Source organism: Nostoc foliaceum FACHB-393, assembly GCF_014698505.1.
Taxonomy (GTDB): Bacteria; Cyanobacteriota; Cyanobacteriia; order Cyanobacteriales; family Nostocaceae; genus Nostoc; species Nostoc foliaceum_A.
The window spans coordinates 38,365-52,058 of sequence record NZ_JACJTD010000015.1; the positions used below are offsets into that span (position 1 = coordinate 38,365).

General features: G+C 41.5%; 8 protein-coding genes. 5 read left to right on the forward strand and 3 right to left on the reverse strand.

Annotated features, from left to right (window positions below):
* Positions 1-219 precede the first annotated feature (219 nt).
* The 3 genes from H6G92_RS14405 to H6G92_RS14415 all read left to right on the forward strand — a co-directional run bounded on the left by H6G92_RS14405 (position 220) and on the right by H6G92_RS14415 (position 4,863).
* Positions 220-2,283, forward strand: a complete 2,064-nt coding sequence (locus H6G92_RS14405) for a glycosyltransferase (RefSeq protein ID WP_190894363.1) — start codon at positions 220-222, stop codon at positions 2,281-2,283.
* 165 nt (positions 2,284-2,448) lie between these two features.
* Entirely contained in the window at positions 2,449-4,653 is a 2,205-nt protein-coding gene (locus H6G92_RS14410; RefSeq protein WP_190894364.1) for a pentapeptide repeat-containing protein, read from the forward strand.
* 72 nt (positions 4,654-4,725) lie between these two features.
* A complete protein-coding gene (locus H6G92_RS14415; RefSeq protein ID WP_190894365.1) occupies positions 4,726-4,863 on the forward strand; it encodes a hypothetical protein in 138 nt (45 codons plus the stop codon).
* 699 nt (positions 4,864-5,562) lie between these two features.
* Here H6G92_RS14415 and H6G92_RS14420 read toward each other — a convergent pair.
* The 3 genes from H6G92_RS14420 to H6G92_RS14430 form a co-directional block, all read right to left on the reverse strand.
* The gene (locus H6G92_RS14420) at positions 5,563-6,966 is read right to left on the reverse strand and encodes a hypothetical protein (protein WP_190894366.1); all 1,404 of its coding nucleotides are present in this window, start codon (positions 6,964-6,966) and stop codon (positions 5,563-5,565) included.
* Between the two features lie 91 nt (positions 6,967-7,057).
* Positions 7,058-8,383, reverse strand: a complete 1,326-nt coding sequence (locus H6G92_RS14425) for a KamA family radical SAM protein (protein ID WP_190894367.1) — start codon at positions 8,381-8,383, stop codon at positions 7,058-7,060.
* A gap of 224 nt (positions 8,384-8,607) precedes the next feature.
* Positions 8,608-12,162 (reverse strand): WD40 domain-containing protein, encoded by a 3,555-nt coding sequence (locus H6G92_RS14430; protein ID WP_190894368.1) that lies wholly within the window; start codon positions 12,160-12,162, stop codon positions 8,608-8,610.
* Between the two features lie 424 nt (positions 12,163-12,586).
* Here H6G92_RS14430 and H6G92_RS14435 point away from each other — a divergent pair, with 424 nt between their 5' ends.
* Positions 12,587-12,976 carry a hypothetical protein gene (locus H6G92_RS14435; RefSeq protein WP_190894369.1) on the forward strand — a complete coding sequence of 130 codons (390 nt, stop codon included), beginning with the start codon at positions 12,587-12,589 and terminating at the stop codon, positions 12,974-12,976.
* A gap of 227 nt (positions 12,977-13,203) precedes the next feature.
* A complete protein-coding gene (locus tag H6G92_RS14440) occupies positions 13,204-13,434 on the forward strand; it encodes a hypothetical protein (protein WP_190894370.1) in 231 nt (76 codons plus the stop codon).
* The last annotated feature ends 260 nt before the right edge of the window (positions 13,435-13,694 follow it).

Below are 13,694 nucleotides of genomic sequence, written 5' to 3' on the forward strand. Positions count from 1 at the left end.
TCACTAGTGACATTTATTCTGCCTGACCTACTTAACTGTGTCCATCTTAATATCTCCTGTCCGAAAACCTAGAACAGGAAATAAGCTCAAACACATCTAATTTGCATATCTTGATCGCATCAAAATCCTGTGGGGTGGGCATCTTACCCCGGCTTTCTCATGCAGTATAAATGTCTACTAGCTTAAAGATTTGTAATACTCAGAATTACTGAAAGTGCCGTGCGAATTTTATTTTTGCATCCTAGTTTCCCTGCTCAATTTCGTCATGTAGCAGCAGCTTTGGCTAAAGACAAACGTAACCAAGTTTTCTTTGGTACTACTCGTCACGATGGTAAATTGCCCGGTGTTAACAAAGTCATCTATAACCCTAAACGAGAAGCTCGACCGGAAACTCACCATTACGTCAAACCCTTGGAAAATGCTGTTCTTCAGGGTCAAGGTGTGTATAGGCTGGCAGAGCAACTTAAAGCACGGGGATTTGTTCCAGATGTAGTTTATGGCCATTCGGGTTGGGGCCCTACCTTATTTATCAAAGATATTTTTCCCAAAGCCAAGTTACTGTGTTACTTTGAGTGGTTTTATCATGCTCATGGTACTGATGCTGACTTTGATCCTAGCGATCGCCTGACTGCGGATGATGAAGCCCGAATTCGGATGAAAAATGCGCCGATTTTGCAGGATCTATATAGTTGCGATCGCGGTCTTTCTCCTACCTATTGGCAACGCCAGCAATTCCCCCTAGAGTATCACAGTAAAATTTCTGTATTACATGATGGGATTGATACTAACTTTTTTTGTCCCAAACCAGGGGCTAAATTAGTTCTCCCACGCATCAATTTGGATCTTTCTCATGTTGAAGAACTTGTTACTTATGTAGCAAGGGGCATGGAGCCTTATCGGGGATTTCCCCAGTTTATCGAGGCAGTTGCCTTACTCCAACAACAACGCCCTCATTGTCATGTGGTGATTGTCGGAGAAAACCGCGTCGCTTATGGTAAGCCTCTACGTGATGGCAAAACCTATAAAGAGGTGATGCTAGAAAAATATGATCTCGACCTCAACCGAGTTCATTTTACAGGTTGGCTACCTTACGTTGAATATCTGCAAGTTCTCCAAGCTTCTGCGGCACACGTTTATCTTACCCGTCCCTTTGTTTTATCTTGGTCAATGTTGGAGGTCTTATCAGCAGGTTGCTTGCTGATAGGTTCTAAAACTGCTTCTGTAACCGAAGTGATTCAAGATGGCGTTAATGGGCTATTGGTAGATTTCTTTTCACCGCAGGAAATATGCGATCGCATTGCAGAAGCCCTCAATCATCCAGAGAAAATGGCTGCAATTAGGGCGAAGGCAAGGCAAACAATTCTAGATCGCTATGATTTAGCCCAATTATTACCCCAACACCTGCAATGGATAAAGCAGTCAGAAGATAGCAAACTAGTTGCGCCTTGGGAGAAAACAAAACTAGGGTTGCTAGCCCCTGTAGAAAACAAGGGATTTGGTAGGCGACATCAAAAAGCTGAGAATTCATCAGCCACATCTGCGACACTCTTACAAGTTCATAATCAGACATTGACAACTCAAGAAATTATTCCTCTCTTGAGTCGATATCAACTGCTACCAAAGCTTCAGCAAGAACTCTTAATTGACGAAGCGATCGCCTCTTTTAGCTGCACAAGCGAAGAGCAAGCCAAGTGTTACCAAGAGTTTTGCCAACAAAATCAGTTGTCATCAGAAGCTGAACGCCAAGCTTGGTTACAGCAGCAGAATCTGACTGAAACAGAATTTTTGGATTTAACAACTCGCAACCTGAGAATTGAGAAATTCAAAAAAGCTACCTGGGATCACAAGTTAGAGACTTATTTTCGCCAATTAAAACCAAAACTTGACCAGGTTGTTTATTCTCTCATTCGCATCCGCGATAGAGCTGTTGCTCAAGAACTTTACTTCCGCCTGTTAGAAGGTGAACAGTCCTTTGCTGAACTTGCAAGGCAATATTCCCAAGGTGCAGAGGCTCAGACTGGTGGCTTAATGGGGCCCATAGCATTGAGTGCACCCCATCCTAAACTTGCCCGCCTTCTCGCCTTCAGCCAACCCGGTCAGCTATCGCTCCCGACCAATATTGGCGATTGGTGGTTAATTGTGCGCTTAGAAAAGTTTATCCCGTCCCAATTTGACGAACCGATGCGACAACGGTTGCTCAACGAACTTTTTGCTGGTTGGTTAAAAGACCAAATGCAAAAAACTTCTCCACCACAATCTGTAGCAATCAAACATTCAGCTTGAACTTCTCAGGACTTACGCAAAAACCCTCTACAACTCTTATTACTTGGCGCACTTGGCGTACTTGGCGGTTCGTTTTTTCATGATTTTGCGTAAGTCCTACTTCTATTCCTTAGCAATCAAACATTCAGCTTGAACTTCTATTCCTTTAACCCTTAGGTATGTAGTATGCCAGCTCTAAACTTTAGCGAACAGCTTTTAGTAGGAAACGATTTTAGCGGTCAAAACCTGAATGGTTCGACCTTTTTCAAAGCCACTCTCACCAACGTTTCATTGTTCAATACACAGTTGAGAGGGACTAACTTTGAAGAAGCGAAACTATACAATGTTGATGCCCGCAATGCCATCTTTGCCCCCAATAATAACTTTGGCCCAGCTAATCTTTTTAAGGCAACATTAGAAAATGTCAATCTCAGAGGAGCAAACCTAACTGGGGCTAATCTCTCATTCATCAACACCAAATTCATCAACCTGTCAAACGCTAACCTGACCAATGCCAATCTACAGGAGGCTAATCTCAGTGGCGAACAGTCCGAGCGACCAAACCTGAGAGGTGCTAACTTTACTGGTGCTGATCTATATAAAGCGAAGCTCAAAGCTGCTGACTTTACTGGTGCGAATCTGACAAATGCCAGCTTAGAAGAAGCTGATTTTGAAGCAACTCTTTTAGTCAACATCGATGCAACTGGTGCTGACTTCCGACTAGCAAAACTGACAGATATTACCCTGCAAAATGCAATTTTTGACCTAGCTAATTTCAGTGACGTTGTTCTGAGTGATGTAGAAGCATTAGATCCGACACAGCCAATTAATGCTAGGTTTCGTGGTGCTAATTTAAGCAACTTGACTCTAGATGATGCTATTTTGACGGGTTCTGATTTTAGTGCTTATGTAGCTGCTAATGGCACTGTTACAGTTACAGACTTGACTGGGGCTAAATTAATTGAGACTGATTTCACTGGAGCAAATTTCAGTAGTGCCAAGCTGTTGAATGCTGACCTATCTAAAACCAACCTCACCAATACCAATTTTACAGGGGCTAACATGAGTGGGGTGCTGACGACTGATGCGATCGCAATTGGTGCAAATTTCACTGATGCCAATCTCAGTAACGCTAATCTGTCAAAAGGCAACTTTACAGATGCTACCTTTGTGGGTGCAAATCTCACGGGAGCGATCGCAGTTGATGCCATTGGCTTATCTCTTGGTGATGCCAGTAACAACACGCTCAACGGCACTAGCAACGGCGATAACCTCTTTGGTTTTGAGGGTAATGACACCCTCACCGGTGCTGGAGGGGATGATTATCTTGATGGCGGCGCGGGTGCTGACAGAATGGTTGGTGGTGCGGGTAATGACACCTATGCAGTCAATAGTGCCAGCGATACCGTTGTTGAAAATGCCAATGCAGCTATAGATACTGTCCGTTCTAGTCTTACTAGCTACACATTAGGCAACAACGTCGAAAACTTGGTTTTAGTAGGAACAGCCCAAAACGGGACTGGTAACGCACTTAATAATGTCATCATTGGTAACACTGGCAACAATACCCTCAACGGGTTGGCTGGCAACGATACTCTAATTGGTGATGCTGGTAATGACACACTTAGCGGTGGCGCGGGGGATGACTCCCTGATTGGTGGCACAGGCAACGACACATATATAGTCGATAGCATAGGGGATACCATCACAGAAAACGTCGATGAAGGCACAGATACAGTCCAGTCCAGCCTGGACTATACTCTAGGCGATAACTTAGAAAACCTAACTTTGCTTGGCACAGCCCAAATAGGTACAGGCAATGCACTTGCCAACACCATCACTGGTAATGAAGCTGACAACACCATCAATGGTCAAGCTGGCAACGATATTCTCTTTGGCAATGGTGGTGCTGATGCCCTAACTGGAGCAGGTGGCAACGATACTCTTGATGGAGGTGACGGCAATGACAACCTCAACGGTGGAGTCGGTGCTGACTTGCTTACGGGTGGAGCAGGCAATGATATCCTGACTGGCGCTGATGGTAATGATATTTTGGTCGGCGGCCTTGGTAATGACACTCTCACTGGTGGTATAGGTAGCGATACCATTCGCTATGTCTTAGGTGATGGTAGTGACCGAGTTAATGGATTTGTCACAGGAACAGGAGGAGATTTCCTTTCCTTCAATGGTATTGCTGCTATTGATGTGCGTGTAGTTACTAATGCTGCTGGCACTAATACCCAGTTTAGAGTCAGCGACGGCATTGCTGGTAACCCTGGATTCGGCACAGCAGAAGACCTTTTAATTACCTTGTTTGGTACTGGTTTTAACCAAGCGGATATCGTCACCAACATTGTTGACTCAGCAAATACGACCTTTTTATTCTCATAGATCCCCAAGGAATACCGTAGAGAACTTGGGTTGATATTTTCACCAAGGGTTCTGTCGTAGTGGATATCCTTTGTGGTTTGGGAAAAAGGAGAAAGGTTGGAATTCACTCCTTTCTCTTTTCCCGAACCGTATTGGGTTAAGGGCGACTTTACCAATGGCACCTTTACAAGAGCAAGTCTCACGGTTGCGATCGCAGTTGATGCCAATTAGGATATGGCTTCCACACACAAACGCCAATAAGTTTAAACTTAAATAAGTCGGCACAATAAAACCAAACTGTGTGAAGAAAAGTAAACAAGGCTCAAACCCTTTCTCCCCCTGCTCCCTGCCCCCTACCCCTGCCTTTTTCCAACGATAATTATTTACGCCAACCTACTTACTGCAACCTGGAGAGATTTTCGGTGAGATTAGCTCACTGCGAGAAAAAACCAACAAACAGTAGAGGCAAGAGTATTAGTATGGACACAATTAATACGAGGGTTGCTGGCTCGATTTTAATGTGGTTCTTCTGTGGATCGCGCATTTGGCTCTCTCTCGAATAATAAGTATAGCGGTTCTCGTTTACGTGAGGTACAACCGTAGGGGCACGGCACTGCCGTGCCCCTACACCTCATGATGTAATGTTGTACCGTATCTGAATGGGAACTATATATTAACTCAGCCTAAAGGATGTTTATTCCTTTTTCTAAGCCCAATCAGGTTGAAAAATATAAATTTTTTTACCCTATCTGCTTATTTCTTCCAAGGTAGTTTAGTCCCCATTTCAGTCAATGCGGAAAATATGAGATAGAGGACAAGTAACCCAGCACCCGCAAAAAAAGCCAGTAAATCGTTATCCATAAGTGCTATTTACTAAAACTTCGCTAATCATAGCGGAATCACCTAATCTATAAGCATTTTTCTACAGCCCTACAATCTCTGGTCTTCTGGGTGCAAACTGTACCAACTATACCAGTGACGAACTGCTAGCCAAACGGCTGAAAGCAAACCTGCTAGGCTGAGAGTTAGCCCACTGACGGGTACTAATAATCCAAAGATGGGTAGGACTGCTCCAGCAATAGTGCAGATAATAGCAGCAAGGGAAGCCCTGCGACTGGCTCCCAATCCCCATGTTAAAATTAGTAAGATGATGGAAATTAAAGTCCAAGCCAACTGAACATTGATAACACGAGCTAGATAGGTCAAAGTCAACAGACAAGCAAAGAAAATACTAGCAGCGATCGCTACATTTTTGAAACTCATTGGCAGTGACAAATATAACAACAATATCCACCACAGAAATATTGCTGGTGCTAGTAATAAAAGACGCGGAATTATCCCCGTGTTCTTAATAGGCTCGGTATTGGTAAACACTCCAAATGGATTTTTGACTGAAACATTATCGTCAAATTTCCAAGTAAATTGTGTACTGCGTCCGTCAGATTTAATTTCATCAGGTTCAATACCACTGGCAAAATTAGCTGGAGCAAAGTTAGCAATTGCGATGAGGCGGAAGTTAGATAGCATCTGTCCCCCTGCACTATAAACCCAGCGAGGCCCGCCTCTTGCCTGATAGGTGACTCGAAAGGTGGTTTCTTCCCCTGGTTGCAGCCGGAAGGGAAAGCCATAGTCTCCCGGATTGGTTTGTTGTAACCTAGTCCCGTCACGCTCGATTTTGTAGCTAGCAAGAAGTATGGAGCCGTTGGGTGGCGGTGCCTCAAAGAAAAAATTATTAATATCCTTGAGTTGGTTAACTACTTTATAATCGGCAGTATAATCTGCGCGATAAATTGAGCTGCGACCTGGAACATCTACGCTTTGGTCAAGGTTGACTTGAATTTGTGAACTAGCCAGCATCAAGAAGCGGTTGATCTCTCGTGTCTCATTTACCTTAACTATTTTGCCATCTACTTGAGTGGTATATGAGTATGGCTCTCGAATAGAGTAGCGGACTTGAGGCGCAAATTGCTCAAGCTTTTCACCTGCAACACTTTCAGCTACTTGAGCCACCTTTGCTTGTTCCCAGTGGTGATAGCGATTGCTTAAAGTTGAACAGAGAAAAAATCCCGGTATTAACAGAACTAATACTAGAGTTAAATGCTGCAATCCCCGCAATAGTTGGGAATAACGAACAGCCCATTCGCCTATGAATATAAGTTGTTCCGGCTGGCTTCGACGCAGGGAAAAACTGATCAGTGCGATCGCAACTCCCAAAGCTACAATCAAAAATACTAATAACAATGAAGCTTTGAGCGCTTCGGTTCCAAATTGGACAAGCTCAATCGGATGCGTCAAATCAGGTAATCCGGGAATACCTTGAGTAGAAGATGACATTGGCTGATTTTTGCAGAATTTGGAGAACCAGACCAATAAAATCTCTTAAAAGTTTCTGGAAATGGGTATAAATTATTTCCCAGTCCCCAATTCAACTTTGTATTTTCAGAATTTCCTTTAATTTATTCTCATAAAAAAATTCCTTTTCTCCCATAGCTGGAACTAAATCAGTTAGCCAAGTTGCTTTCTCGTCATAACGTGCAAAGAAAGGACGTTTACACCAATTAGGATCGCGTGCTTGCAAAAAAGAAAGTACAAATACTTTCTCGCCATAAATTTCAGTTACGCCATCCACTGCAACTTTACCCGGTAGTGCTGACATGACTGGGCCGCGAGCCGTGCGAGCTAACCCAGACACTTTTTGTATTGCTGCTTGATAAATTTCCCAAGCTCGAATAATTGGCACTTCAAAGTAATGTTTTGCTCCAGTATCTCGTTCCATAAACATATAGTAGGGAATGCAACCAAGGCGAACTTGTTCTTGCCACATTTGTATCCATACTTGCGGTGAATCATTAATTCCCCGCATGAGTGGCCCTTGGGTGCGAATCTGTGCGCCTGTACTACGAATGCGTTGGAGCGCTGCTTGAGCAATTTCAGTTTTGATTTCTGTCCCATGATCGTAGTGTGCCATTATGGACAGATGTCTGCCTGAGCTAGTCACTTTCTCAAACAAACGCAAGATATCATCAGCATCTTCATCTGTAACAAAGCGATAAGGCCAGTAAGCTACCGATTTAGTACCAATGCGAATTGTCTGGATATGTTCAAAATCCGAATTTAGCAGTGGTTCAATGTATAAAGCTAGATGTTTAGCTTTCATGGTCATTGGATCTCCGCCAGTAATTAAAACATCTGTGACTTCTTGATGTTGGCGGAGATACTCTTGGAAAAGACCTGATTCACGGGTAGCAAATTTCATTCCGTCCATCTTCACAAACTGGGGCCAACGGAAACAGAATGTGCAATATGTGTGACAAGTTTGACCTGCTGTCGGAAAAATCAAGACTGTTTCGGGATATTTATGTTGAATTCCTGGTACTTGTTTTCCATCTAAAGTCGGAATATTATGTTCTGCTTGTCCGCCTGGATGGGGATTGAGTTGCGATCGCATTGTATTTACTACCTGACGCAGTTCTTCTGGCGCAGAATTTTGCAGATGCCAAACAACCTTGTCTAGAGATTCAGGAGCTAACATTTCTTTTTGAGGAAAGGTAAGGCGAAAGATGGGATCATCAGGAATTTTCTCCCAGTTAATTAGTTCCTCTACTACGTAATTATTCACACGGAACGGCAATACTTGGGCAACTGCTTTCATTGCCAAGCGGTCTGCTGTTGAAAGTTTTTGCAGTTGCGGAAGCCGATCTATATCTTTAATTTCATATAACTGAATTTTTTTAGGGTTAAGTTGCGACATTTAATTATTATTTTAATTTAAATAAAAATACTTGAAGTATCTAGCAACTATAGTGACATTTTCGCAATAGTACGAGTCAGGTTGTTTTGAAAAATCTTCCAAACGATATAATTTGGCATAATGGCAATCCTTATAAAAAAAATCATGATCTTCAACAATAAGAAACTAATACACATTTATAAGAGTGCAATTAAATAGCATCATGATTCTTTTTAATTAACAGATTAATCCTCAATAGCACCCAATTCTTTAAGTGTGTTTTTTTGTTCTTCGCCTAGACCAGATAGTCCCTTGATATTCATTCCTTCATAAGGTCTTTTTGACATCAGTGTTTTGATACACTCTCCAGTTTTGACATTCCATTGCTTAATAGCTCCATCCTGGGAACCACTATACAAAGTTCCATCCGAACTAAAGGTAACAGAACGAACCCAATTATTATGTCCTTGCAAAATAATCAGACGTTTACCTGTGTCAACATCCCAAATTTCTATAGTGTGATTAACACAAGCACAGCCAATAATCTTACCATCAGGACTAAAAGCAACAGAACGTATCCAATCATTATTGACTAAAGTTTTGCGACATTCGCCAGTCTGAACATCCCATAGCCGGACTGTTTTGTCATCACCGCCACTAGCTAATAACCCTCCAAATTGCCCTTGTGAAGGGAGAAGTGGGCTAAAAGCAACAGACCAAATTAGCATAGTATGTCCTTCTAAAACCCGAATACATTCCCCTGTATAAACATTCCATAGACGCAATGTTTTATCATCACTTCCACTAGCGAGGATTTCACCATCAGGGCTAAAACTGACAGACTGCACCCAATTTGTATGTCCCTGTAAAGTTTCAAAGCATTGGCCAGTCCGAATATTCCATAGCTTGATGTTGCAGTCAACACTACCACTAGCCAGAATTTGACCATCATGACTAAAAGCAATAGAGCGGATGCGATCGCTATTTTGCAAAACTTTCACACACTGTCCACTCAGAGTATCCCAAAAGCGGATGGTTTGGTCATCGCCACCGCTAGCTAATAGTCCCCCAGGAAGCGGGCTAAAAGCAACAGACCAGAGGCGGCCAGCATGTCCTTCTAAAGTGCTGATACATTGGTCAGTCTGAACATCCCACAACCTAACGGTTTTATCATCATTGCTACTAGCAATTATCTTCCCATCTGGACTTAGGGCTAGATCGTGTACCCAATTGGTGTATCCTTGCAAAATTTGAATACATTGATAAGTCTCGATGTCCCAGAACCGAACGGTTTTGTCATAGCCACCACTGGCGAGTGTTTTCCCGTCAGGACTAAATGCAACAGACTGAATAGAATTACTATGCCCTTCTAAAGTTTTTAATAATTTCCCTGTTTCAACATTCCAGAGTTTCACAGTTTTGTCGTCGCTACAACTGGCCATGATTCCTCCTCCTTGTGCAGAGGGGATCGGACTCAAGGCTATAGAATGAATCAAATTGGTGTGTCCTTCTAAAGTTTTTAATAACTTCCCCATTTGAACATCCCAGAGTTTCACAGTTTTGTCTTCGCTACAACTAGCAAGTATTTCACCATCAGAACTAAAAACTACAGACTGGACTAATTTGGTGTGTCCCTCCAGAGTTTTCAAACATTTACCTGTTTTCACATCCCATAACTTCACAGTTTGGTCAGCACTACCACTGGCGAGTATTTTTCCATCAGGGCTGAAGGCAACAGAACGAACGAAGTAGCTATGTCCCTTTAAAATTTTCCAGCATTGTTGGTTACTTAAATCCCAAAGTCTAATGGTTTTATCGCTACTAGCACTGGCGACAATTTTACCATCAGGACTAAAGGCAACAGACCTGACCCAGCTAGTATGTTCCTCAAGAGTCATGAGGTGTTTTTGGCTATCAACATCCCATAGTTTTACAGTATGGTCATCACTACTACTTACTAAAGTTTTACCATCGGGACTAAAAGCAACAGTTCTTACCCAGTTAGCATGTGCCTTCCAATGAAACAGTTGCTCACCATATGTAGCTTGCCAAAAGCTAATCCGACCATCAGCGTCACCTGTAGCGACAATTTCTCCATTTATAGGGTTAAATGCCACTGACAAAATACTATCGAATATTCCTGTAAATACAGACTTAGATAAGTCAGAGTAAGCAAAGTTGACATTATGCAATTTCACACTTATTAGGTATGCTTGCCATATCTTTAAATTGGAAAAATCACATCCATTTAAATCAATTCCCAGATGACAAAGGAGGTTAATAATATTACCACCAGCATAGCCAGATGTTAAAGGGGTGTTAACTTGTAGTAATTCTATGATTTTTAAGAGATGTTTTTTAATCCGATGTTTGTTGCCAAATGCATTAATTATTTTTTCAGCAACTGGTTCTAAAATTAAACGAATTTGGGCATTTCTAATCTTTCCTGGGGTTTGTGCTTTTAGTAAAGCATGGCTCTTTAATAAGGAAATATTTTCTAGATTAATTTCGGAAATAATTTCTTCGCAAACTTGGTTAACAAATTGGCTAATTATATATTCCATAACCACAGCTTGAAGCATGAATTTCGCCAAACCCTTCTCGTTAAAAATTAGCGATCGCCGTCGTAGTGATTCTAAAGCTTCAATTAATTCTGGTTGTGATGTCGTTGTAATAATATCTGCTTGTAATTCTACAAAAGAAGTGGGTTTGCAATTAATTCCTAGCCAGTATAAGATTTCTTTTTCTAAACTTGATAGTCGATTAAACTGTTGTTCTAATAGATTGCGTATATCTCCAAATAGCACGGAAACATCACAACTAATGAACTCTGATATATTGCTGCCAAAAACTTCTTGAATTGTATTACAAACGATTTTTAAAGCTAAAGGATTACCTGCGTATTGATTAATTAATTTGTTCCAGTCCTTTTCTGAACCTAAAAAATTACCTTTACCCACAAATATGCTTTTTGCGGCGATATTTTCTAGCCCACTTAGCTGTAAGGATTGAACTTTAAGATTGTTTCCTTCTAGGGTGACAATTTCTTTGGGACTTTCACGACTGGTTAAGACTAAACAACTTTGATGAGGCACTTCCCCAAATTGGCGGAAAAGTTCTCCATATTCTTCATATCCTTCTCGATATTGTCCAACATAATCACCTCCAAGCAGGACTGACTCTACATTATCTAGTACCAATAAACAGCGATGTCTCCGCAAATAGGCAATCAATTGTGAAATTCCTACTTCTTTAGGCTCATTCCTTTTGGAGAAAAACTCAATCAGGTCTGCAAAAATCTCCTTAACAGAGGGTGCATGACGTAGCGATCGCCAGATAACATACTCAAACTGTTCCTGAATTTTCTGTGCCAGTTTGATAGATAACGCTGTTTTGCCAATTCCCCCCATCCCAAATATGGCTATAAGCCGACAACGATCTTTGTTTACCCATTGCTCTAGAACGTCTAACTCCGACTCACGCCCAAAGAAAACGGGGACATCCGGCGCTTCGCCAAAATCATAACAGGATGAAGCATTAACTACTGTTGATAACTGATATCTTTCCTGGAAGATACTCCTGATCACCTCTAATTTCCCAGGAGTACTCCCAGCAATGTCAAACTTTTGGTAAACCGAACCAAGCCGCTTCCGCACTGCTGCTGCACTAATTTCAAGAGTGGTTGCAATAGACTCTGCCGTTTGGCCAGCTAAAGCTAGAAGTAAGGCACTTACCTCAGCTTCAGATACATTGTGTTCAGCTGCAACCGCTCTCAAGAAACTTTCAGGAATTTCCGTCATGAAGTAAATTTCTCCAGCCAAAACTATTTATCGATATGTGAGGTAGATGTGAGGTATATTTCTATTGCTTTATACAGTCATGTCTCTTCCCTTAACCGAACCGTATTGGGAGAGGGTGGGGGTTAGGTCTGTATTGGACTCAACCGCAACCTCTATAAATTTATTTATAAGGTTTCCCAGTCTCTAGTCCTGCGCGTTAGCGTAGCCCGTCGTAGACATCGCCTAGCATTTTACAGAAAAGCGTATTGACAAGACACTACTAACTATACTCTAAATTACCAACTTGTCAATTTAGTTTATCAACTAGATTGACAATGTTAATAAAGTAAATGTAGAATCTATAACAATAAATGTAAAATCGATAACAAATTAGGTGTGAACCGCGAGGATAGCTGAAGTAACTAGCACTGAGGTACCCCACACTATGCCAACACCTGAAACTTCAAATTCTGCTCAGGAATTATTTGAGTTGCTTGAAAAAGATATTCTTGCCTGTCACACTTGCAAGGATGGAATAATTGAAGTGACTATCCGCAAGATTGGAACCGAAGAGTTTGAACTGCGTGTCATCTCTTTCCGAGGTTCTTTTCGTTGCGTTCATGCGGATCTAAATAGGTATTTAGAGGAGTTACCGACAGATACAACAGATACGCAAAGTCAGGTATCTATCTATCGCGATCGCTTTCGAGTGGGATTGAGAGAATTGTTAAAGAAGGGGTTTGGACTACTCAGACTGGACTTTTCTCGATGCAAGAAGGGAAATACCGCGCCGATATTTGGCTGGATGGTATCTGAATTGTTGGATAGGGACTGAGTTTGGTTGTTTTTTGTTGATTATTCTAACTATTAATCAACAACAGCCACTGATTTCACCTCAAGGTTTAGAGAAACAGTAAAAAATTGTTTTCGTTATTGGGGTTAACAAGTGAATAGTTTCCCAGCCCAAGAGAGTCTAGAAAAAGACTACAGCAGGGTTGATATAGTGCTTATTGGTACTACATCAACCCTGTTATTTTTTTATTCAACTATCAGGAGAAAAATATGACTACAAATCGTCACAGCTTGTTATTTCGTTTGACATCCAAGTTCATTAAATATTTTTTATTGGCATTATTTGGTCTAGCGATCGCTTACGTTTTATCAGCTATCTTCGGAGGATCGCATATTGCTATGAGTCTACTACCCTTTATTTTATATTGGATTATTTTTCGGTGTGGACTTGTTCTCCTTTGCTTAATATTGACGACAGTAATTTTTGAATCTGTTCGTTAAAATCTCACAAATAATATTCGACTTTCACATCTTGCATCATTCTCAACTAATATCCTTTTTCACTCTAAATGAACAATATTGCTTCTAGTACACTGTGGTGGAAGCTTGCTTACCCTTAACAATTGCTTTCACCCCTTGTTTCCTTAATAGAGATGATAGCTGGCTGTATTCGTGCTGTACTAATGTGAAAGTTTGAATTCCTTTGCAAAGTTTTTTAGAACCGTGAAAAAAATCCTTTGTAGAGACGGCGATTTATCGCG

What these genes read in the sequence shown, in the direction of transcription:
- H6G92_RS14435 (WP_190894369.1), top strand. Translation starts at nt 12,587, where the DNA reads ATGCCAACACCTGAAACTTCAAATTCTGCTCAGGAATTATTTGAGTTG.
- H6G92_RS14410 (WP_190894364.1), top strand. Translation starts at nt 2,449, where the DNA reads ATGCCAGCTCTAAACTTTAGCGAACAGCTTTTAGTAGGAAACGATTTT.
- H6G92_RS14425 (WP_190894367.1), bottom strand. Translation starts at nt 8,383, where the DNA reads ATGTCGCAACTTAACCCTAAAAAAATTCAGTTATATGAAATTAAAGAT.
- H6G92_RS14440 (WP_190894370.1), top strand. Translation starts at nt 13,204, where the DNA reads ATGACTACAAATCGTCACAGCTTGTTATTTCGTTTGACATCCAAGTTC.
- H6G92_RS14420 (WP_190894366.1), bottom strand. Translation starts at nt 6,966, where the DNA reads ATGTCATCTTCTACTCAAGGTATTCCCGGATTACCTGATTTGACGCAT.
- H6G92_RS14430 (WP_190894368.1), bottom strand. Translation starts at nt 12,162, where the DNA reads ATGACGGAAATTCCTGAAAGTTTCTTGAGAGCGGTTGCAGCTGAACAC.